The 21,296-nt window shown below is 33.0% G+C and carries 20 protein-coding genes; 4 read left to right on the top strand and 16 right to left on the bottom strand.

The features are described 5' to 3' along the window. Positions 1–49: 49 nt before the first annotated feature. Positions 50–1,057, bottom strand: a complete 1,008-nt coding sequence (fbp, locus tag CXF54_RS15445) for a class 1 fructose-bisphosphatase (protein WP_101204179.1) — start codon at positions 1,055–1,057, stop codon at positions 50–52. 119 nt (positions 1,058–1,176) lie between these two features. Here fbp and CXF54_RS15440 point away from each other — a divergent pair, with 119 nt between their 5' ends. The 4 genes from CXF54_RS15440 to CXF54_RS15425 are packed head-to-tail and all read left to right on the top strand — an operon-like array spanning position 1,177 to position 5,799. Next, on the top strand, positions 1,177–1,656 hold the full coding sequence (locus CXF54_RS15440) for a GNAT family N-acetyltransferase (RefSeq protein WP_101204178.1): 480 nt from the start codon (positions 1,177–1,179) through the stop codon (positions 1,654–1,656). Further along, positions 1,657–2,907 carry an aspartate kinase gene (locus CXF54_RS15435; RefSeq protein ID WP_101204177.1) on the top strand — a complete coding sequence of 417 codons (1,251 nt, stop codon included), beginning with the start codon at positions 1,657–1,659 and terminating at the stop codon, positions 2,905–2,907. A gap of 44 nt (positions 2,908–2,951) precedes the next feature. Further along, positions 2,952–4,769: a GNAT family N-acyltransferase gene (locus CXF54_RS15430; RefSeq protein WP_090838229.1), complete on the top strand. Its 1,818-nt coding sequence runs from the start codon at positions 2,952–2,954 to the stop codon at positions 4,767–4,769. After that, the gene (locus CXF54_RS15425; protein WP_101204176.1) at positions 4,762–5,799 is read left to right on the top strand and encodes a carboxypeptidase-like regulatory domain-containing protein; all 1,038 of its coding nucleotides are present in this window, start codon (positions 4,762–4,764) and stop codon (positions 5,797–5,799) included. The genes CXF54_RS15430 and CXF54_RS15425 overlap by 8 nt, the downstream gene beginning before the upstream one ends. 3 nt (positions 5,800–5,802) lie before the next feature. On the opposite strand, the gene CXF54_RS15420 is transcribed toward CXF54_RS15425, so the two are convergent. The 15 genes from CXF54_RS15420 to CXF54_RS15350 all read right to left on the bottom strand — a co-directional run bounded on the left by CXF54_RS15420 (position 5,803) and on the right by CXF54_RS15350 (position 20,914). Beyond that, positions 5,803–6,129, bottom strand: coding sequence for an ArsR/SmtB family transcription factor (locus CXF54_RS15420; RefSeq protein WP_101204175.1), 327 nt, complete (start codon positions 6,127–6,129; stop codon positions 5,803–5,805). A 114-nt stretch (positions 6,130–6,243) separates the two neighbouring features. Beyond that, a complete protein-coding gene (locus CXF54_RS15415) occupies positions 6,244–6,786 on the bottom strand; it encodes a hypothetical protein (protein ID WP_101204174.1) in 543 nt (180 codons plus the stop codon). Between the two features lie 49 nt (positions 6,787–6,835). Beyond that, positions 6,836–7,225 carry a VOC family protein gene (locus CXF54_RS15410; RefSeq protein WP_101204173.1) on the bottom strand — a complete coding sequence of 130 codons (390 nt, stop codon included), beginning with the start codon at positions 7,223–7,225 and terminating at the stop codon, positions 6,836–6,838. Next, positions 7,222–7,683: a DUF1801 domain-containing protein gene (locus CXF54_RS15405; RefSeq protein ID WP_101204172.1), complete on the bottom strand. Its 462-nt coding sequence runs from the start codon at positions 7,681–7,683 to the stop codon at positions 7,222–7,224. Before CXF54_RS15405 ends, CXF54_RS15410 begins: the two co-directional genes overlap by 4 nt. A 25-nt stretch (positions 7,684–7,708) precedes the next feature. Next, on the bottom strand, positions 7,709–8,647 hold the full coding sequence (locus CXF54_RS15400; RefSeq protein WP_101204171.1) for a 2-hydroxyacid dehydrogenase: 939 nt from the start codon (positions 8,645–8,647) through the stop codon (positions 7,709–7,711). Between the two features lie 19 nt (positions 8,648–8,666). Further along, the gene (locus CXF54_RS15395) at positions 8,667–9,032 is read right to left on the bottom strand and encodes a cupin domain-containing protein (protein ID WP_101204170.1); all 366 of its coding nucleotides are present in this window, start codon (positions 9,030–9,032) and stop codon (positions 8,667–8,669) included. A gap of 120 nt (positions 9,033–9,152) precedes the next feature. Then, complete coding sequence (gene mgtE, locus CXF54_RS15390) at positions 9,153–10,526, bottom strand: magnesium transporter (RefSeq protein ID WP_090838213.1); 1,374 nt, start codon at positions 10,524–10,526, stop codon at positions 9,153–9,155. A gap of 4 nt (positions 10,527–10,530) precedes the next feature. Next, positions 10,531–11,328, bottom strand: coding sequence for a 16S rRNA (adenine(1518)-N(6)/adenine(1519)-N(6))-dimethyltransferase RsmA (gene rsmA, locus CXF54_RS15385; protein ID WP_101204169.1), 798 nt, complete (start codon positions 11,326–11,328; stop codon positions 10,531–10,533). Between the two features lie 30 nt (positions 11,329–11,358). Beyond that, complete coding sequence (locus CXF54_RS15380) at positions 11,359–11,682, bottom strand: DUF4286 family protein (protein WP_090838210.1); 324 nt, start codon at positions 11,680–11,682, stop codon at positions 11,359–11,361. A 41-nt stretch (positions 11,683–11,723) separates the two neighbouring features. Further along, positions 11,724–12,239, bottom strand: a complete 516-nt coding sequence (locus CXF54_RS15375) for a GNAT family N-acetyltransferase (protein ID WP_101204168.1) — start codon at positions 12,237–12,239, stop codon at positions 11,724–11,726. An 8-nt stretch (positions 12,240–12,247) separates the two neighbouring features. Continuing rightward, positions 12,248–14,032: a tetratricopeptide repeat protein gene (locus tag CXF54_RS15370; RefSeq protein WP_101204167.1), complete on the bottom strand. Its 1,785-nt coding sequence runs from the start codon at positions 14,030–14,032 to the stop codon at positions 12,248–12,250. A gap of 331 nt (positions 14,033–14,363) precedes the next feature. Then, positions 14,364–15,641 (bottom strand): serine--tRNA ligase, encoded by a 1,278-nt coding sequence (gene serS, locus CXF54_RS15365; RefSeq protein WP_101204166.1) that lies wholly within the window; start codon positions 15,639–15,641, stop codon positions 14,364–14,366. Between the two features lie 165 nt (positions 15,642–15,806). Next, positions 15,807–17,126 carry an HTTM domain-containing protein gene (locus CXF54_RS15360; RefSeq protein WP_101204165.1) on the bottom strand — a complete coding sequence of 440 codons (1,320 nt, stop codon included), beginning with the start codon at positions 17,124–17,126 and terminating at the stop codon, positions 15,807–15,809. Further along, positions 17,116–18,030 carry a bifunctional riboflavin kinase/FAD synthetase gene (locus CXF54_RS15355; protein ID WP_101204164.1) on the bottom strand — a complete coding sequence of 305 codons (915 nt, stop codon included), beginning with the start codon at positions 18,028–18,030 and terminating at the stop codon, positions 17,116–17,118. Before CXF54_RS15355 ends, CXF54_RS15360 begins: the two co-directional genes overlap by 11 nt. 79 nt (positions 18,031–18,109) lie before the next feature. Beyond that, positions 18,110–20,914 carry a T9SS-dependent choice-of-anchor J family protein gene (locus CXF54_RS15350; RefSeq protein WP_101204163.1) on the bottom strand — a complete coding sequence of 935 codons (2,805 nt, stop codon included), beginning with the start codon at positions 20,912–20,914 and terminating at the stop codon, positions 18,110–18,112. Positions 20,915–21,296: the final 382 nt, after the last annotated feature.

Here is a 21,296-nt window from a genome sequence, read left to right as displayed (position 1 = left end):
TAGGATAATTTAAGTATCAAAAGTAGCAAAAAAATAGACATAATAGCATTTAATCAGTGTTTTGCATGAATTCTTCTGCTTTCATGACCATATTTTTGCTTCCGCAGAAAAAAGGCACTCTTTGATGCAGTTCTGAAGGCTCAATATCCATGATACGTTTAAAACCATCACTAGCTTTCCCGTTTGCTTGTTCTGCAAGGTAGGCCATAGGATTACACTCGTAAAGTAAACGTAATTTTCCGTCTTGATTTTTTGAACTTTTAGGATACATATATATACCACCTTTAATCATGTTTCTATGAAAATCTGAAACTAGAGATCCAATATACCTTGAAGTATATGGCCTGTCATTTTCTTCCATTTGGCAATATTTGATGTAATTTTTTACGCCTTGTGGAAAATGTGTGTAGTTACCTTCGTTTACAGAGTAAATATTTCCGTCTTCTGGAAACTCCATGTCTGGATGTGATAAGTAAAATGTCCCAATTGCTGGATTTAGTGTAAATCCATTAACGCCATGTCCAGTAGTATAAACTAACATTGTTGATGTTCCGTACACAACATAACCTGCTGCTACTTGTTGGTTACCTGGTTGTAAAAAGTCTTCGATAGTTACAGGTGTTCCTACTGGAGTAACACGTCTATAAATAGAAAAAATTGTACCAACTGAAACGTTTACATCAATATTAGAAGACCCATCTAGTGGGTCAATTAAAACAATATATTTATTTTGGTTGTTGTCATCTTGACTGTTAATTGTAATAAAATCATCCTCTTCTTCACTTGCAATACCACAAACAATGTTACGATTTGTAAGTGTTTGTATAAATTTATCGTTGGCATAAACATCCAGTTTTTGTTGGTCTTCACCTTGGATGTTTGTGTCTCCTGCTGCACCAATTATATCAACTAGACCAGCTTTGTTAACTTCATGGTTTACAACCTTGGCAGCTAAACGAATAGAATTTATTAAACGAGATAATTCTCCAGAAGTAAATTTGAAAGACGCTTGGTTTTCAATAATAAATTCTCCTAAAGTTTGATTTTTCTTAGACATGGGTAGTAGTTGTGTTTATTTGTACAAATATCGCATTTTTTAACAATTATAACGTTGTAGTCTATCAAATTTTGGTTTAAGAAATTTTCTTAAAGTATATTTGAGTAAATTAATGATTTATGGAGTATACTATTCGTTTTGCAGAAAAAAGAGATGTCAGTGCTATTTTAGGCTTAATACAAGAGCTTGCTGTTTTTGAAAAAGAGCCTGATGCGGTTATTGTGACAGAAGCAGATTTGTTAAAATATGGTTTTGGAGACAAGCCATTATTCACTTGTTTTGTGGCAGAAAAAGAAAGTAAAATAGTTGCAATAGCATTAATTTATATTCGTTTTTCTACATGGAAAGGCCAAACGGTGCATTTAGAAGATTTAATTGTTAGTGATGCACACAGAGGTAGTGGATTAGGCACGCTGTTATTAAACGAAGTTATTAAGTATGGTTACAGTTTGGGTGTTAAACGTATTTGTTGGGAAGTTTTAGATTGGAATGCCCCAGCAATAAAATTTTACGAAAGTAAAGGTGCAACACTATTAAAAGATTGGTATTTAGTCCAAATGGATGAAACAAGTATAAAAAACTACATCGATAACATATAAATGAGGGTATTTAAATTTGGTGGTGCTTCTGTAAAAGATGCTAATGGGGTTAAAAATCTAATAGCTGTATTAGAGCAAGTTGGTCATGCTAACACGATTATTGTAGTATCTGCAATGGGTAAAACAACAAACGCATTAGAGCTTGTGGTTGGTTGTTATTTTAATGATAAAAGAGAAGTACAAAGTGCTATTCAGGACGTGGTAGATTATCATAATACCATTATGCTTGCCCTTTTTGAAAACACAAATCATCCTGTTTTTAAAGTTACAAGTGATTTAATTGAAGAACTTAAAAACTTTTTGAATACTAATAAGTCTCCTGATTATAACTTTGTTTACGATCAAGTTATTGGATTTGGAGAATTGTTGTCAACAACCATTATTAGTCAGTATTTGTCTTTAATAGAAATAGATAATAATTGGGTAGATGTACGCCAAGTTATTAAAACAGATGATTATTATAGAAATGCCAATGTAAATTGGGAAACCACACAACAATTGGTCTCTAAAAACATAGATTCTAAAAAGTTAAATGTGACGCAAGGGTTTTTAGGAAGCGATAAAAATAATTTTACAACAACTTTAGGAAGAGAAGGTAGTGATTATACTGCAGCGATTTTAGCATACTGTTTAAATGCAAATGATGTTACTATCTGGAAAGATGTGCCTGGTGTTTTAAATGCTGATCCAAGACATTTTAAGCAGACCCAACTGCTTAATTCTATATCTTATACGGAAGCGATTGAGTTAGCCTTTTATGGCGCATCAGTCATACATCCTAAAACTTTACAACCATTACAACGTAAAGAAATACCATTATATGTTAAGTCGTTTTTAAATCCAAAAGCGCCAGGAACAGTAGTTAATAAAACGGAAGGGGTTATACCTTTAGTACCGTGTTTTATTGTCAAGCAAAACCAAGTGCTACTATCGCTCTCAACACTAGATTTTTCCTACATAGTAGAGGATAATATTAGTGAAATTTTTAACCTTTTATCCAAATATAAAATGAAGGTTAGCGTTATTCAGAACTCGGCGATTAGTTTTTCTGTCTGTTTTGATAATAATTACAATAATTTAGAGCATTTATTATTGCATTTAAAAGCAAAATTTAAAGTGACGTGTAATACGGGTGTATCTCTATATACCATAAGACATTACAATGAAAAATCGGTTATTGATTTAGAGGCAGGAAAGACTGTTTTATTAAAACAAATGTTCCAAGAGACATTACAAATAGTAACAAAATAAATCTAATGAATTACATTTGTAAATTCAAATATGATAAAAATTAAATGGGATTAGTCACAGCAAAAGAAGTTTCGAGCGCTATAAACCTTAGTAAATACGGGTTTTTAGGGACATTTGTTGGTTGGATACTAATGAAAGTATTGAAAATTTCCAGCTTAAATAATGTCTATAATCGCAACAAGCATTTGTCAGATATAGAGTTTTTGGATGGTATTTTGGATGAGTTTCAAATTAAATTCGAAATTCCTGAAGAAGATTTAAAACGTTTACCAAAAGATGGTGCTTATATTACTGTTTCTAATCATCCATTAGGTGGGATTGATGGTATTTTGCTTTTAAAATTAATGCTTGAACAAAGGGAAGATTTTAAAATTATTGCTAATTTCTTATTACATCGTATAGAGCCGATGAAGCCATATATAATGCCTGTTAACCCTTTTGAAGATAGAAAAGACGTTAAATCAAGTTTGGCTGGATTTAAAAGTGCTATTTCTCATTTAAGAGATGGACATCCTTTAGGTATTTTTCCTGCAGGTGAAGTATCTACTTACAGAGATGGTAAATTAGTTGTCGACAAACCTTGGGAAGAAGCGGCTATGAAATTGGTAAAAAAAGCGAATGTACCGGTTGTACCTATATATTTTCACGCTCAGAATAGTAAGTTATTTTATAAATTATCTAAGATTAGTGACATTTTTAGAACTGCCAAATTACCATCAGAATTATTTACTCAAAAACGTAGAGTCATTAAGGTTAGAATAGGGAAACCTATTTCTATTAAAGACCAAGCAGAACATGAATCGTTATCTGATTTTTCAGAATTTATTAGAAGAAAAACATACATGTTGTCAAATGCTTTTCAACCTAAAGAAAAGATTATAGATACTATTTCTTCCAGTTTAAAAGCGCCAAAATCTGTAAAAGCGCCAAAGCAAATTGTAACTCCGGTTAGTCAGGAAGCCATTATTAAAGAAGTGGATGCATTGCGTGAACAAGACTGTAAATTATTGACTAGTAAAAATTACGAAGTCTTTTTATCTACAGCCGCAGCTATGCCTAATCTTTTACGTGAGATTGGACGTTTGAGAGAAATCACATTTAGAGAGGTTGGAGAAGGAACTAATGAACCAATAGATTTAGACGAATTTGATAATTATTACCATCATTTATTTTTATGGGATAGTGAAGCTAATGTTTTAGCTGGAGCTTATAGAATGGGATTAGGTTCTCAAATATTTGCTAATTATGGCATAAACGGGTTTTATTTACAAGATTTATTTGGTTTTGAACCTGAGTTATATAAAATGATGAGCGAGTCTATTGAGATGGGTCGTGCATTTATTATCAAAGAATACCAACAAAAACCAATGCCTTTATTTTTACTTTGGAAAGGTATTGTGCATACAACATTGCGCCATCCCGAGCATAAGTATTTAATTGGTGGGGTAAGTATTAGTAATCAATTTTCAGAATTCTCTAAGTCATTAATGATTGAGTTTATGAAATCTCATTACTACGATCCTTATGTTGCACAATATGTACATCCTAAAAAAGAATTTAAGGTTAAGCTTAAGGATGCCGATAAAGACTTTGTTTTTGATGCAACTGAAGCTGATTTAAATAAGTTTGATAAGATTATTGACGAGATTGAGCCGGGTGCTTTAAGATTGCCAGTGTTGCTTAAAAAATATATCAAACAAAATGCACGTCTAGTTGCTTTTAATGTAGATCCATTATTTAATAATGCGGTTGACGGTTTAATGTATATCAAAATTGAAGACCTTCCAGAAAGTACAGTAAGACCTGTTATGGAAGAGTTTCAAGCAGAGTTAGAGCGTAAGATTTCTGATCAGAATGAGTAACAAATTAATAATTGTATTTGCATTTTTTGTAAATTCAATTGGATTTGCGCAGACTTTTACTGGAACAATATTAGCTGCAGATAGTAATCTTCCTTTACCTAATGTAACGGTTTATTTTGATGGTACTACAATAGGTGTCATTACAGACTTGGACGGTTTATTTAGTATAACCTCTAATCAAAACATTAACGTTCCTTTAGTCGCTAGTTTTATAGGGTATGAAAGTCAAATTATAAACAAGGACATCCTTCAAGCCAATCCAATTATTAAATTGAAACCTCAAACTACTAATTTAGAAGAGGTTATTCTGTCTGATGATGATTGGTCAAGATCAAAAAAACTAGGGTATTTTAAGCGTGAGTTTTTAGGGCATTCAGTCTATAGTAAAGATTGTAAAATAACTAACCTTGATAAGGTTAGGTTTAGATATAGTAAAGTAGATCAAACCATGTACGCTATGGCTGATCAACCAATAATTATAATCAATAAGTATTTGGGATATAAGGTGGAGTATAATCTTATAGATTTTGAAATAGAATTCGAAAGTCCACCTTCTGGTTTAAACTATGTTAGTAAAGTGCTTTATAGCGGTACAAGTGTTTTTTCTGAATTGAGTAAAAAGAATACTAAAAAACGCTATATACAAAACCGAAACGTTGTTTATAAAACCTCTTTATTATATTTTATGCGAAGCTTGGCTAAAAACACACTTAAGCAAAATGGTTTTAGATTATTTAAAAGAGAAAGCGCGGATGACTCTGACCCATTGTTTGAAACAACGCAGACTTCTGTTTTTAGAGTGGTTAAATCAGAAAGCGATTTAAAAGAAGTGTCTTTTTTTGATTCAAATAAAGTAGTGGTTAGTTTTGATAATTTAAAACAAGCTTTTCTGTTACCAAATGCGGAAGACAACATATTTTATATAGACGCTTTTGGTATACATTCGCCTGTAAACAGTGTCTTATTTGGCGGTGTTTTTGGTAGTAATAGAATAGTCTCCATGTTACCAATTAATTATAATCTAGAGTAAAGATTATTTATTACAATTTACCTGAGTCTTTACAAAAAAGTCATTGACTACACGTCTGCATTCGTTTAATTGGTCTAAATCTATCGAGTAAAAAAGATTTTTCCCTTTTACCTTTTGTTTTAATAACCCTATTTTTCTAATCTCACCTAAATGTTGAGATATGGTTGGTTGCGATAACCCGGTTTTTTCTACTAGTGCATTACAATTGCAATCTTTGTTTTCGCTTATATGCTGTATCATTGCTATTCTAGCAGGGTGCCCTAAAACTTTAGTGAAACTTGCGACTTGATTTTGAGAAGCATTAAACAATTGTTTTTTTGAAAACCCCATAGTAAAATGTATAATTAAATATTATTAAAACGTGTTATTGCAATATCACAATGATAAAAATACATAAAAAACCAAAATCAATACCGATTTTGGTTTTAAATTTTTGATTTAAAATTATTTACCAAATAATCTTTGGAAAAAGTTTTTAGTTTTTTTAGTTGTTTCTTCAATCACTTCTTTAGCATCTTCTGCTAAGTCTTCTAATTTATCTCCCGCTTCATCAGCAAACTTAGAGGCTTTATCCTTGGCATCATCTAAAAGCTCTTTTGCGTCTTCATTAATAAATTCAGTCGCTTTTGCTTTTACTTTATCGTAAGTCTCTTTGGCATCATCAGACAGCTCGTCAAATTTATCTCCTGCTTCTTTAGCCAGTTTGCTTGCTTTGTCTTTAGCATCGTCCATAAACTCTTTAGCATCTTCATTAATAAACTCTGTCGCCTTAGCTTTTGCTTTTTCAAAAGTTTCTTTTGCTTCCGATTTGATATCGTCAAATTTTGCTTCAGCTTTGTCTAATACTTCAGACGTTTTTTCTTTTGCAGCGTCTAATGTTTCATTACTAGCTTCTTTTGCATTGTTAGCTGTATCTTCCACAGTATTTTCTATATTGTTAATAGTCTCTTCTGCTTCGCTTTCGATGTTTTTATGGTCTTCGCTCATGTTTATTGTGTTAGTTTTCTGATGGCTAATATATTACAATAATAAATGATTATTCTAAAAATGTTTTATCTATAGGCTCCCAAAGTTCTATTTTATTACCATCGTTGTCTAGTATCCAACCAAATTTTCCATAGCTGTATTCCTCAATTTCTCCTAGAACAGTAACACCTTCTTCTTTTAAGACTTTTATTAACTCTTCTAAATTCTCCACACGATAGTTAAACATGAACTCTTTTTTTGAAGGTTCAAAATGCTTAGTATCCTCTTTAAACGGACTCCATTGTGTAGAACAGTCGTTTCCTTCTTTATCTTTCCACCAAAAGGTAGATCCGTAATCGTCTGTATTAAACCCTAAGTGTTTTTTATACCAATCTTTTGAGGCTTTAGGATCTTTTGTTTTAAAAAATAGACCTCCTATTCCTGTGACGCGTTTTTTCATTTTTTTAAATTTAATGTAGATTCATAAATTGTGATCCACTCTTTAATAGTCATTTTACCTAGTAATTGAGTAATCAAATCATAAGGGATATCATCTATCTTTTTAAACCTGATACAACTTTTGCCCATATCTATTTTGTATTTGCAGTGTTTTGGATATTCTGATACAAACCAGCTATATAGTTCTTTGTATGCATATAAACCAGAGTGATAAATAGCAATAAAATTTTTTTGAGAGGCAACGTTTATAAACGGTAAAGGCGGAAATGGTTTACAATGGTAACCTGCCGGGTAAATAGATTTTGGTACAAAATACGCCAGCATACCATAACCCATACCTGATTCAAGCCCTTTTGGCATGTGTTTTAGTATTAGATTATGTAGTTTGCTAATAGCCGTTTTTCTTTCTTCTGGTAGTTGTGCTATATAGTCTTCCGGAGTATTTATTTGAGTGCTCATTTTAGTTAGTTGTGGTGTTGTAAAACTAAGAAAATTTTGCTTTGATTTTGTCTACAATAGTTTGTGCTAATTTTTCTTTGCTTTCTATGGTCCAACCTGCCACGTGGGGTGATAGTATTACTTGGTCTGATTGAATAAGATATTTAAAGGCTTCTGGCATATTGTTGTCACTAAATAAGTTTTCGAAAGATGATTTTTCGTATTCTAAAACGTCTAATCCAGCTCCTAATATTTGTCCTGATTTTAAAGCAGAAACTAAGTCTGAGGTTACTACACTTTTACCACGTGCGGTATTGATAAGCCAGAAAGGTTTTGCAAATCCTTTTATTAAATCTGAATTGATCATTTTTATTGTAGATGCTGTTTCTGGTGTATGTAAGCTTAAAACATCTGCTTTTTCTTGAAGCTCTGCTAAGCTAACTTGAGTAGCATTTTTGTCTCCCATATTTGGTTTAAGATCGTAACAAAAAACAGTGACATCAAAACCGCGTAGTTTTTTAGCAAATGCTTTTCCCATGTTACCATAACCAATTAACCCAACGGTTTTACCGTCTAGTTCTAGACCTCTATTGTCTTCGCGTAACCATTTGCCTTCTCTAACTTCTTTATCTGCTTTATTTAGCTTGTTAAATAGCGATAGGAGCATGGCTAAGCTGTGTTCTCCAACTGCATTACGATTACCTTCCGGTGCAGCTATTAGTGTTACACCTTTGCGCTCTGCATAGTCGCAGTCAATATTTTCTAATCCTGCACCTACACGTCCTATAAATTTTAGGTTTGTTGCAGCATCTAAAAATGAAGCATCGATACTAAATCGGCTTCTGATTATAAAACCATCGTATTGATTTATTTTTTGCTGAATAACGTCTTTAGACGATGTGAAATCTTCATGATTAGTATAACCTAATGCGTTAAGTTGCTCTATAAGTAATGGGTGATTGGCGTCTAGATGAAGTATTTTCATTTTGAAATATAAGTATTGTTTAAATTTTAGGGTAAGTGGTTTGTGTTAATTCGTGTTTTATAGTTCCGGTATGTGCGGTACTTAGTTTTTCGAATAGTAAGACGTGAACCTCTTCGTTGTTTTTTGTACACGGGTTATGTTCTACTCCTTTTGGTACCACAATAATTTGACCAGGATGGACTACTTCTGTACGGTCTCTAAATTGCATGTATAATGTGCCTTTAATTACTTGAAAAAGTTCGTCTTCATTTTCATGACTATGCCATACAAATTCGCCTTTAAGTTTGGCTAGTAAGACTTGCATATTATCTACTATAGCAATTTGATGTGGTTGCCAGTTATCTGTAAACTTAGATAGTTTTTGATTAATGTCTAATGTTTTCATAGCTTAAAAGTAGTGTTTTTAAGCGTTAGTGGTAGAAATGGCATCCTTTTTTTTGCTGCCATAAATGGCAAAAAAAAGATATAATGGATGGCACGACCTTTAGGTAACGCCCAAATGATATTAAAACCCTAAGATGGATTTTGCAATTAGAAAGTATAATAATATTCCAAAAACATCATTACTTGTTGTAATAAATGGGCCTGTTGCTACTGCTGGATCGATACCTCTTTTGTCTAAAAATATAGGGATAAAAGTACCAATTAAAGCAGCCATTATTATTACCGCAATTAAAGCTATTGCTATAGTTATGGATATTAAATAGGGGGTTTTAAATACAAAATGAGTCACCACTATTGCAACAAGTGCTATAGCTACACCGTTTACCAATCCTAATATAGCCTCTTTAAAAAGACGTTTTATAATGTTGCCATCTATACTGTTATTTGCAAGTCCTTGTACTACAATTGCAGAGGATTGTACCCCTACGTTACCTGCTGTTGCTTGTATTAATGGTACAAAGCTTAAAAGTATAATAAACTCGCCCATGGAGCCATTAAAACCTTCAATAATACTTGCAGCACCAAGTCCACCAAACATACCAATAAGTAACCATGGTAGTCTTGCTTTTGTAAGTTTTAAGATACTATCATCCGCCTCTACATCCTGAGATATACCTGCTGCCATTTGGTAATCTTTGTCGGCTTCTTCACGGATAACATCTACAATATCATCAATGGTAATACGTCCTAATAGGGTCTTGTTTTGATCTACTACTGGAATGGCTTCTAAATCATACTTTTGCATGATTTTAGCGACCTCTTCAGCATCTTCTTCTACGTAAACATAGTCTACGTTGGAGTTAGATAGTTCTGCTATTTTTTGTTCGCTTTTTGCAGTTAGTAAATCTTTTAAGGATAGACGTCCTAATAGTTTTTCTTGCTTGTCTACGACGTAAATAGAGTGGACGCGACTAACGTGCTGTGCTTGTCCACGTATACGACGTAAACAACCAGCAACGGTCCAAGTCTCGTATACTTTTACTAGTTCTTTTGCCATCAATCCACCAGCGGTATCCTCGTCATAGGCTAGTAATTCTTGAATTTCGGCTTTGTGTTCTTGATCTTCTATTTGAGATATAACCTCCGCTTGACGCGCTTCTGGAAGCTCCGCAATAATATCTGCAGCATCATCGGTATCAAGTTCTTCAATTTCTTCTGCAATCTCTTTAGCAGAAAGATTTTTTAAAACCTTTTCACGATTATCCTCATCCAATTCCATTAGGACATCGGACGTGGTCTCAGAGTCTAGAAGTTTTATAACATACATTGCTTCTTCTAGATTTACTTCGTCTAAAATTTCGGCAATATCGGCGTAGTGAAACTCTTCTAAAAGTAGTTTAAGTGCTATATCGTCTTTTTGCTCGATAAGCAACTCTACCTGCTCTATAAGGGCATCTGTAAGCTGAAATTGTATGTTTTGATTGTCTTCCACCAACTAATTATTTGTCATTTTCGATAAGGCTTGTTAACTCTAAAAATTGTGCAACGCTAATTTGTTCTGGTCGCTTGTCAAAGATAGGGTTTGCTTTTAGACTATCAGACAATTCCATTGTTTTTAAACTGTTACGCATGGTTTTACGACGTTGTTGAAATGCTTGTTTTACAACTCTGAAAAATAGTTTTTCGTCACATGGTAAACTGTAATCTGCTTTTCTAATTAAACGCAGTACGCCAGACTCTACTCTTGGCGGTGGATTAAATACGGTTGGAGGTACAGTAAATAAATATTCTGCATCATAAAACGCTTGGGTTAACACGGATAAAATACCGTAAACCTTACTACCTTCTTTAGAGCAAATACGTTGTGCAACTTCTTTTTGAAACATTCCTGAAAATTCTGGAATTTGGTCGCGAAGCTCTAATGTTTTAAATACAATTTGTGTCGAGATATTGTATGGAAAGTTTCCAATTATAGCTAATGGCTCTTCATTAAAAGTTGTGCTTAAATCGTATTTTAAAAAATCTTGTTCTATAATTCTAGGCGCTAAATTAAGATAGTTGTTTTGTAGGTATTCTACACTGTCTCTATCTATCTCAATAACGTAAGTTGTAATTGGTTTTTTTAGTAAGTATTTGGTTAAAACACCCATTCCTGGTCCAATCTCTAAGACGTTTTTATAACCATTTAAAGTTAAGGAATCCGCAATAGCTTCTGCAATACTTTCGTCTTCCAAAAAGTGTTGCCCTAAGAATTTTTTTGCTTTAACTTGATGATTGTTATGTTTTTGATGTGCCATAAAATAGGTTGTTTTTCAGCTTAAGCTGAATTATTTAAACGTTACCGAATACTCGTCCACAATTTGAAGCTCCGTTCTAAAGGCTAACATTTTGTCTGCAAACTTTTTTAATCCTTCATTTCTAAGCGCATCTGCGTCTTCTTTGTAATACGCATCTAAAGCTTCTCTAGAATATGATTTATACTGAATAGAATAGGTTTGTCCACCCATTTCCTCGTCTACAAGTACTTTTGTTAAGGTTGCTTTTTCAAACTTACCAGTTGCTAAAACTGTTGGAATGTGTTGTTTGATCCAGATTAACCACTCGTCATGAGCGCTATCATCTATATTTACTGTGACGTTGTATATGTACATTTTTTAGATTTAAAGGATTTCTGCTTAAGCAGAAATAGCTATTAGCGTAAAGTTTTTGCAAATAACATAAGTTCTTGGTCGTCCTCAAAGGGTTTTACCTTTTTTTCGTAGGTTAAACCTAATTTTTCTATCAGTTTTATGGATGCAGCGTTATTTGGAGCCGTTATTGCGCCAATTTTTTTGATTTTAAATGTTTCCGTTGCTAATTTTAAAATGGCTTTAGAGGATTCTAACCCAAACCCTTTACCTTCAAATTCCGGTAGCATTGCAAATCCAAGATCAGGTAGCTCTAAATGTTCTCTTTTAGTTAGTCCGCATGTTCCAATAGGCATGTTGTTTTCTGATTTTAGTAACAGTTTGTAAAATCCATAGCCTAACTCGGCATAATTTTTTAAATGCCCTTCTTTTATACGTTGTTGTGCTTTTTGTATTGTGTTAATTTTACGATCGCCAATAAATTTTTTAAACTTTGGGGTGTTAATTAAGTCCATAAAAAACGGTGCATCGTCCACTGTAAATTTAGTTATAATAAGACGTTCTGTTTCTGCTACGATCATAATAGTGGTTAGTTTATAGCATCGCCGCGTAGTGCTCTAAATTTTTTTCTAGCCTCAACAGCATAAATACTATCTGCGTGTTCAAACAATATGGTTTCGTATAATTTTTTAGCTTCCTCTGGTTGTGCTAAATGATTAACTAATAGTTCCGCTAGATTATATAAGGCGTTATCCATTAAAATACTGTCCTTAAAATCTTCAATTATGCGTTGGTAGTTTGTTTTTGCTTTTTGATAGTCCTTTTTTGCCTCAAATAAGGCTGCTTGTTTTAGCAAGGTCTGTGGTATGATAACTTCCGTTTTATGTGCTTCTAGAATAGTGTCTAGTACATTAATAGCGTCGTCGTTTTTATTTTGATAAGCCAGTAAGTCTGCTTTAGCATATTTGGTTAAAGCAATTTGTAAAGAATCCTCCGCTCTGTTATCACTAATTAGTAGTTTTAAATCTAAAGCATCATTAGCTGTTAGTTGAGAGGTAGACGATTTTAGTATTTTTAGCTGAGATTCTGCCCATTTAAAGTCACCTTTATAATAACTAGCTTTTGCTATTCTAAATCTTGCTTCTTGTGCAACTGTACTATTTTTTAAGTTACGCTCAATCTGTGTGTAATATATTAAAGCTTGGTTAAATTTTTCTTCTAATACTAAGATGTCACCTAGTTCTAGTTTTACTGATGCTAAGTCTAATTCTGAAATATTGTATTTTAAAGTGTCTTTTAATAATTTAATAGCGTCTTCCTTTTGATTTAAATAAAAGGCTAAAAAATGAGCATAATTAATCTGTAGTTCTAAGGTTTGTGGTGTTTTGCCATAAGTCTCTAAGATTAAAACATAGCTGTCTTTAATTGCTGGATAATCTTTAGAAACCGCAATTTGTGTTTGTATGTCTAGGACTTTTAAGTGTCCCGCTAACTTCATACCATTGTTTTGTGTGCTTTCAATAATAAAATTGAAAACGTCCAAAGCGACATCATATTGTTTTTGCGTTTGTGCAATTAGACCTAATTCTACCAAACGGCTTAAGCTTTCTAACTCTCTTTTATAAATGGCTTTTTCTTGGACAAAAGCTTTATTGTAGTCTTTTTGTTGAATAAATAACCAACTTAGCATCTCATTCCAGATTAGATCTTGAGATTGCTGACTTTTTTTTAATAGAATTTTTCTTAGAAAAATGTTATTCTCACTGTTACCATCCTCGGATATAAACTCGCTAACATTCCGTTTTATCGTGTTTTGATAGTTGTCACTATCCTCAATAAGATTAATGTAACTAGTAAACATTTTCTCAACATCACCTTGCTCTCCATAAATACGCGCTAATTGCATATTAAAGTTTAATGTTGGTTTTAATTCTGAAGCTTTGTTGTATGCTGTAATAGCATTATCTAAAAGAGATAGTTTCTGGAAAGTAGGTCCTACGCGGTACACATTATTTGGATTTTCATCCAAAGTTGCTAAGGCTTGTTTGTAATAGATGTTAGCATTTATAGTATCGTTTTGTAATTGATAGTTATATCCTAAATGCACTATTAGGTCAGGCTGAGCTTTGGTTTGAATGGCGTCAATTAATCTGTTTTCAGCATCTTTATACAGCTCTAATTGTTGCTCTATTTTTATTATCTGTATTAGGTAATTGGTGTTTCTACTGTTTTTAGTGTATAATTTTTTATAGCTGATTAAAGCTTTTTCAAATTCACCAGTATTAAAATACTCACGCGCAACAAGGTCTTCCTGAGCGTTAACTGCAAAGGAGAGTGTTAATAGTAATAGTATTAGTACGCGTTTAATAATCATGATTGTAAATATAACAAATACCAAAGTCAGTCATTGTAAATATTATGCAAAAAAAATGCCCGAACAGTGTTCAGGCATTAAGCCAATCTCATAAATGTGCTATTAATCATATATATTCAATATAAGATTCAATTACTTTGATTGGTATTTATCTATGTAATTTATTTTTTTTATTGTTTTCTAGTTGTGTTAACTAGTCTCATGTCAATCAAAGAAAAGTTATTTTTAGCTAAAGACAAAAGAAAAAAGGTTAAAACTAACGTAACAACGCTTGTTTTAACCTTTCGTCGATTTTTTTTAACACAAAAGTAATCTTAATCTTACTTTATTTTTAGTTAATGTATTCAAAACCAGTGTACGGGATTAATACTTCAGGGATTTTTATTCCATTTTCGGTTTGATAGTTTTCTAAGATTCCAGCTAATACTCTAGGTAATGCAAGAGAACTTCCGTTTAAAGTGTGTGCCAGTTCGTTTTTACCATCACTGTTTTTAAATCGCAGTTTTAAACGGTTAGCTTGGAAGGTTTCAAAATTTGAAACACTTGAGATTTCTAACCAACGGTCTTGCGCTGTAGAAAATACTTCAAAGTCAAAAGTTAAAGCAGACGTAAACCCTGTATCACCACCACAAAGTCTTAATATTCTGAAAGGTAATTTTAATTCGTTAAGTATTGCTTTAACATGATCAACCATACCGTCTAATGCTTTGTAAGAATTGTCAGGATGTTCTACGCGTAGAATTTCTACTTTATCAAATTGATGTAAACGATTTAATCCACGCACGTGTGCACCATAACTACCAGCTTCTACTCTAAAGCACGGTGTGTATGTTGTCAAACACTTAGGTAGGTCTTTTTCGTCTATTAAGTCATTTCTAAAAATGTTTGTAGCCGGTACTTCTCCCGTCGGAATTAAATATAAACTAGGCGTAACATTAGTTGCGTGATACATTTGTCCATCTTTATCTGGTAATTGACCAGTAGCAAAGGCTGATGCTTCATTAACTAAATGTGGTACTTGTACCTCTTGGTAACCCGCAGCGGTATTTTTGTCTAAAAAGTAAGCAATTAAAGCACGTTGTAGTCTAGCGCCTTTACCTTTGTAAACAGGAAAACCTGCACCAGCAATTTTTGTACCTAACTCAAAATCTATAATGTCATATTTTTTAGCTAATTCCCAGTGTGGTAATGCGCCATCATGTAATTTAGGGATCTCACCTTCAGAAAACACTTCTTCGTTATCTTCTTCGCTGTTACCCTTAGGTACAGACGCATGTGGGATATTTGGTATTTTGTAAAGTGCTTGGTTTAAAGCTTCGGCAGTCGATGTTAACTGGTCGTTTAATTCCTTAGATTCTTCCTTAAAATCAGCTGTTTTACTTTTTAAAGCATTTGCTTTTTCGGCTTGACCGGATTTGTATAAAATACCAATTTCTTTAGAGATAGCATTGGATTCTGCTAGTATTGCATCCAATTTAGTTTGCAAAGCACGACGGGCTTCATCTAAATTTATCACCTCTTCAATCATTGCAGTAGCATCAATATTTCTGACTGCAAGTCTATTGATTACTAAGTCTTTGTTTTCTCTAATAAATGGTACTTGTAACATGTTTTTTTGTTTTTTGGCGTTACCTAAAGGTCAGGCTTTCCGTTATATCTTTTTTTTGCCATTTATGGCAGCAAAAAAAAGGATGCCACTTCAATCCTTAACGCAGTCTATTGACTACAACTTTAAGCTGTAAAAGTAATAAGATTTTGGTTGCTTTAAAATAAATTATTTATCTAATTGAGACGGTAATATCCAATTGTTGTGTTTAAAGACTTCCCAACGGGCATTTGCCATGTCAACCTTAGGATTAATTAGTGTTTTAAACGGTCTACCATTTACACTAGTTTTGGCAGTTACATAAACCTCAATATCTTGACCTTTGCTTTTATAATCCTGTTTTAAATGCTGTGCAAATTGCCAGATAACATCCGGTTTGGTGGCAATCATACGTTTTTGCTTTTTAGAAAGGTAGTTGTTTAGGTTTACAATGGTTGTTTTTTTAGTGTCTTTATCCACCACTTTAAAATTAGCATAGCCAGATTTTGATCTTAGCATCATGCGCCAAGATAATCTATGTCCTTCCTCTGTCCATAACACGTTATCTTCAATAAAATGATGTCTAATAGGTAGTAGTATTTGAATCACAAAGTAAATAGTTGCTAATGTAACTAAATACGGTTTGTAGTTTAGTATTTTGATTTCTGCTTGATTGTAGTATTGTTTTCTTTTTAAAAAGATATTTTTGATTGTCTCTGAGTTAAAAAAGAACAATGAAAAGGCCAGTGCTAAGTATGGGAAAATACCAACGCCAAAGACTATTGAGTTAAATAAATGAAAAAATATTGAACCCCAAAAAGCAAATTTTCGTGTAGGTTTATAAAGTAGTAGCGGGATAATTAAACCATCATACAATATACCTCCGTAACCAACTAGATAAGTGAAAAATTGGTGTTGTAAAAGACTGCCAATAATTGGGTAGTCCATTTTACCTTTCATTAATTGTGCTGGCACGGTTAAATTAAGCCAGTCTGGATATAGCTTAGCAATAGCAGCGTAAGTGTACATTATAAAAAGCTGTATCACAAAAATCCATTTGCACCAACTAGGCATACTTATTTGTTTTATGCTAGGCTTTAGTTTGACATCTATAGACGCGTATTTGTTAGCAGGAAGACAGCACATTATAATGCTTAATAGGCATAGTAAATAATAATGATTGTTATAAGATGCTTTTTGCATTAGATAGGTGCTTGTCCACATAAGTGTAAAAGCAATTATACTAAGTCTGTATTTGTAACCTACCATTATTAGTAGTCCAAAAACACCCATTATAAAGTAGTAGGCATACATCCAATTACCCGGTAATGGCTGTAAAATATCTAAACCTATAAAGTTAAACGTGAATTTTGGATCTATTAAAGTGTATTTGACCCAGCCCGTAAATATGGCACCAACAGATTCTAGAAAACAAAGTAGTCCAAAAATAATTCTGAAAACTATTAATGCACTATTATCAATTTGTTTAAAAAGAAATCTATTTAGCATATTGGCTTAAAAAGGCTTTTGCCTTAATCTTATCTAAATCTAATTGTTTGGTTAGTTCTTCTAAATTTTCGAACTTTTGTTCGTCTCTAAGACGCTCCAATAATTCGATGCTTATTTTTTTGCCATAAAGCGATTGGTCATAATTAAAAAAGTGTGTCTCGATAGTTTCTGACTGACCATTTACTGTTGGATTATTACCAATATTCATCATACCAAATTCAATTTTGTCGTCAATTAAAGCTTTGACGACATAAACACCTTGTTTTGGTATTAGTTTGTAGGACTCTTCTATATTTAAATTAGCAGTAGGGTAGTGGATTGTTTTTCCTAAACCTTTACCTTTTATTATGGTTCCGGTTAGCATAAAATTATACCCTAAGTAAGTGTTGGCTGTTTTTATATCTCCTTCGAGTAATGCGCTTCTAATTTTTGTAGAGGATATGGCAACATCATTAATGTCTTGCATTGAAATTTCTTCAACTTCAAAGTTAAATTGCGTTCCAAATTGTTTTAAATCTTCAATATTTGCATTTCTGTTACGACCAAAATGATGGTCATAACCAATAATTACATATTTAGATTTTAGTTGATTTACCAATATATCTTCTACATAAACTTCAGCGGTTAATCTAGAGAAGTCTTTTGTAAACTTTTTAACCACTAGGTTAGTAATACCAAAACGTTTTAAAAGTTGCTCTTTTTCGCTTATTGTATTAATTAACTTAATGTTAGCGTCTTTTTGTAGCACCATTCTAGGATGCGGAAAAAACGTTAGTAGTGAGGGTTGTAAATCTTTTATGTTAGCAACTTCAACTAATCTTTTAATGATCTTTTGATGGCCTATATGTACACCGTCAAATGTGCCAATAGTTAGTACTGTATGTTGCTTTTGATTTGTTTTCAATGTGTAATTGTTATTCTACAAAAGTAAAAAAGCCAATTGAATAAAATCAATTGGCTTTTAAGTTATTTAAAATTAGTTTTTATTTTTTAATAAAAGGTAATGTAATAGCGTTACCTGCTTTAGATATTTTAATAAAGTACATTCCATTACTAAACGGAGTAGTATCGATAGTTAAGTCTTGAGCATTGTTAATTTGACTTTTAGTAATTAACTGTCCTAACATGTTGTATACCTGGTAAGCAGTAGGTAAATCACTGTTGTTTACCTTAATAGTTAAGGCAGAAACTGTAGGATTAGGATAAATTGAAATAGTACTTGCTAATTCAAAATCTCCGACAGATAAAGTAGATGAAAGACCAAAGTAATACGTTCCGGTTAATCCACTTGTAAATGTTGCAGTTAATTTAGAATCTGATCCAAAAGCAGTGATTGTTACTGGTTGTACTTCACTTGTAGTATCATTTTTAGCACTTATTGATGCTCTGTCTTGTCCAGTCATAGTTTCCCAGTTAGCAAGTTCTGCTTCTGTAAAATAGAAGCTTACAGTTGCTGTTCCAGTTACTGCATTTGTTGCTGTTACGTCAAACGTTTTAGCGGTTACAAATCCTGTAGCGTCAGTAGCACCGTTATAGCCTACTGCTGCAGCTCCTGCAGTTGTAGCATCTCTTGATACAGCCACTGTAGTACAACCATAGTCATCACCACCTGTGTTATCAATATCTAACATGATGTTATTTGTAGTAGCATCTGTTGCGTAAGATTGTCCAACTCCAGTAAGATTAATTTGGTCTGCTGAAGTTGTATTTACTTCCGTTTGAACTAATGTCGTTACATCTGCTGTTACTGAAACATCGTCTAATAGAAATACAAATTCATCCGCAGATACAACATGAATAGCGATGTATATGTTTTGACCATCATAACTAGAAAGGTCATAGGTATACTCTGTCCATGTTAAAGGCGGTACAGTGTAAGGTGCAGGGCTAATTGTTGTAAAACTTGAAGCGTTTGTGTTTGTAGTTGAAATTTCTACTTTAAAACGTTCTCCACCATTATAGTTATCTGTTAGTGATTTTGCCCAAAATTTTAACTCACTATTCGTTCCGTTTAAGGCAATTTGAGGAGTAATAGCGTAGTCATCATTTACAGGTGTCCCGCTTACAGATCCTGTTGCGTTAAAGCAATAGTATCCTTTGCTTCCTGAGTGTGCGTCCCAACCTGCGTTTGATACAGGTGTTGTTGCAGATGGATTAAAAACGATAAAAGACCCAGTATAAGATTCATTTGGAAAGTCAGATGCATCAGAAGAGTATGTTGAGTCTCCATCATTATCAATTAAAGTCCAACCTCCAACAGGTGTTATTGTGAAATCAGGATAAGTTTCAAACCCATCGCTAAAAAGTACTGCGTTACCTTCGTCTACTAAAACATTATCATCGTTTTCAATAGTGTAGGCATATATGTCATTTTCGGCTAATGCATCTCCTGTCGTGTTTACGTTAATTGATAATGTAATTGTTTCGTCATTTTCAATACTACTATCATTAAAAACTCTTAACGTTATTGGATTACTTGGTGTAGTTGATCCGGTTGTAAATATTACCGCGTTATTTAATAATGTAAAATCTACGTTTTCTGTTGCTGTACCAGAATTAGTCAATGAAGCTGTAGCATTAGCATTTGCAGGAATGTTCATGCTTAGATCAATAACATAGTCTGTATAATTACAATCACTACCCTCTGCTACTTGACCAGGAGATATTGATCCTGGAGCAAAATTAATATACGGAGTTGTTGGCGAGTTACATGCATTTGAAGAGGTTAAAGAAGCTCTATTAGTTGCTGTAGCCAAAACTGCTTGGACTCTTGCTTTTTGATCTAAAGTAAAGGTATCCATACATGCATCTGTACTGTAATCCATATAGTTTTCAACCATATCTAAACCAGGGTCTGATGGGCATGAGTCATTTCCAGTATTACAAATACTACCATTTGATGTGTCGCTTGCTACCGCAGGAGTATCTGCGCAAAAATCTCCAGCGTTAGCACCTGTACCAGTACATCCTCCTTGAAAAGTATGAAGTAATCCTAAAAAGTGTCCCACTTCATGAGTCATTGTTCTTCCTAAATTAAAGTCTCCAGATATATTAACACCAGCAGCATCATTGCTTCCAAAAGAATCGTGTCTAGATACTACTCCGTCAGTATTTGCAGCTCCTCCTGGAAATTGTGCATAACCCAAAAGACCTCCATTATTAAACTTTACTGACCACATATTCATATAAAGTGAAGCATCCCAAATACTACTTGGCTTTAAAGCTTCAACTTGGTTTACTAAATCATTAGTTATTTCGTTGGCAGTAGTCCCAGAACCTGTTAGTCCATTTTGACCAATGTTAATTCTGTTAATTCCACTTGTTGGGCTACCGTCCGGAGCTGTTTGAGCCATGCAGAATTGAACTTCTACATCGGCACCAATAGGGTTGGTGTTGTAACCTCTAGTTCCTAACATTCTTCTAAAATCTTCGTTTAACACTTCAATTTGAGATAAAACTTGCGCATCAGAGATGTTAGAGTTTACACCGATAGCTTCTCCGTTATTAAGGACGTGGACCACTACAGGGATTGTTAAAACAACCATTTGTTCAGCACTTCTTTGCTGACTTAATTCCTGTATTTTTGCTTTTAATTTGTCTTCAAAAGCATCACTACCCATCATATTAGGGTTGCTTTTTAAATTTTCGGCATTTACTTCATCGGCATGACATCTAATAATGTTATCGGTATTAGGCGAGCTGTCTATTATTTTTTTTGATGTTTGAGCGGTGGATGTGAATGCGCACGCAAGTAAAACAGTGAAAAAATAAAATGTAATTTTTTTCATTAAACGGGATTTTTGAATTTATGCGATGAAATTATGTAAATTTTTAGAAGTAGTCTGTTAAAATTGGTAAGTTATCTGTGTTTTTTTTAAATTTTAACAGTAATTTTCTTGTTTTAGTAGGAAATTTTACACATTAAGATTCTAAAAAGGTATAATTCGAGTTTATTTTTGAAGTTATTATACAATACAAAAATTATTGTATTGTATTTTTAGTTTGTTTTCCTTTAAAATTTAAAATAATCTAGGTTAACAGTTTTTACAGATTGGATGTAAGTATGTTTGATGTTAGTTCTTGTAATTTAGTAGTTTGTATGTGTTCTTATAAGTTTTCTTGAAACAGACTCATCCATATTTTTATCTAAGCATTTGCGATTGCAATTGG

The sequence above is a fragment of the Olleya sp. 1-3 genome, from assembly GCF_002836085.1.
GTDB lineage: Bacteria > Bacteroidota > Bacteroidia > Flavobacteriales > Flavobacteriaceae > Olleya > Olleya namhaensis.
The sequence above is the reverse complement of the archived record's forward strand: the minus strand, read 5'-3'. Positions and strand labels throughout refer to the sequence as shown.

Coding starts and splice junctions, on each gene's coding strand:
- fbp (WP_101204179.1), bottom strand. CDS start 1,057: ATGTCTAAGAAAAATCAAACTTTAGGAGAATTTATTATTGAAAACCAA.
- CXF54_RS15440 (WP_101204178.1), top strand. CDS start 1,177: ATGGAGTATACTATTCGTTTTGCAGAAAAAAGAGATGTCAGTGCTATT.
- CXF54_RS15435 (WP_101204177.1), top strand. CDS start 1,657: ATGAGGGTATTTAAATTTGGTGGTGCTTCTGTAAAAGATGCTAATGGG.
- CXF54_RS15430 (WP_090838229.1), top strand. CDS start 2,952: ATGGGATTAGTCACAGCAAAAGAAGTTTCGAGCGCTATAAACCTTAGT.
- CXF54_RS15425 (WP_101204176.1), top strand. CDS start 4,762: ATGAGTAACAAATTAATAATTGTATTTGCATTTTTTGTAAATTCAATT.
- CXF54_RS15420 (WP_101204175.1), bottom strand. CDS start 6,129: ATGGGGTTTTCAAAAAAACAATTGTTTAATGCTTCTCAAAATCAAGTC.
- CXF54_RS15415 (WP_101204174.1), bottom strand. CDS start 6,786: ATGAGCGAAGACCATAAAAACATCGAAAGCGAAGCAGAAGAGACTATT.
- CXF54_RS15410 (WP_101204173.1), bottom strand. CDS start 7,225: ATGAAAAAACGCGTCACAGGAATAGGAGGTCTATTTTTTAAAACAAAA.
- CXF54_RS15405 (WP_101204172.1), bottom strand. CDS start 7,683: ATGAGCACTCAAATAAATACTCCGGAAGACTATATAGCACAACTACCA.
- CXF54_RS15400 (WP_101204171.1), bottom strand. CDS start 8,647: ATGAAAATACTTCATCTAGACGCCAATCACCCATTACTTATAGAGCAA.
- CXF54_RS15395 (WP_101204170.1), bottom strand. CDS start 9,032: ATGAAAACATTAGACATTAATCAAAAACTATCTAAGTTTACAGATAAC.
- rsmA (WP_101204169.1), bottom strand. CDS start 11,328: ATGGCACATCAAAAACATAACAATCATCAAGTTAAAGCAAAAAAATTC.
- CXF54_RS15380 (WP_090838210.1), bottom strand. CDS start 11,682: ATGTACATATACAACGTCACAGTAAATATAGATGATAGCGCTCATGAC.
- CXF54_RS15375 (WP_101204168.1), bottom strand. CDS start 12,239: ATGATCGTAGCAGAAACAGAACGTCTTATTATAACTAAATTTACAGTG.
- CXF54_RS15370 (WP_101204167.1), bottom strand. CDS start 14,032: ATGATTATTAAACGCGTACTAATACTATTACTATTAACACTCTCCTTT.
- serS (WP_101204166.1), bottom strand. CDS start 15,641: ATGTTACAAGTACCATTTATTAGAGAAAACAAAGACTTAGTAATCAAT.
- CXF54_RS15360 (WP_101204165.1), bottom strand. CDS start 17,126: ATGCTAAATAGATTTCTTTTTAAACAAATTGATAATAGTGCATTAATA.
- CXF54_RS15350 (WP_101204163.1), bottom strand. CDS start 20,914: ATGAAAAAAATTACATTTTATTTTTTCACTGTTTTACTTGCGTGCGCA.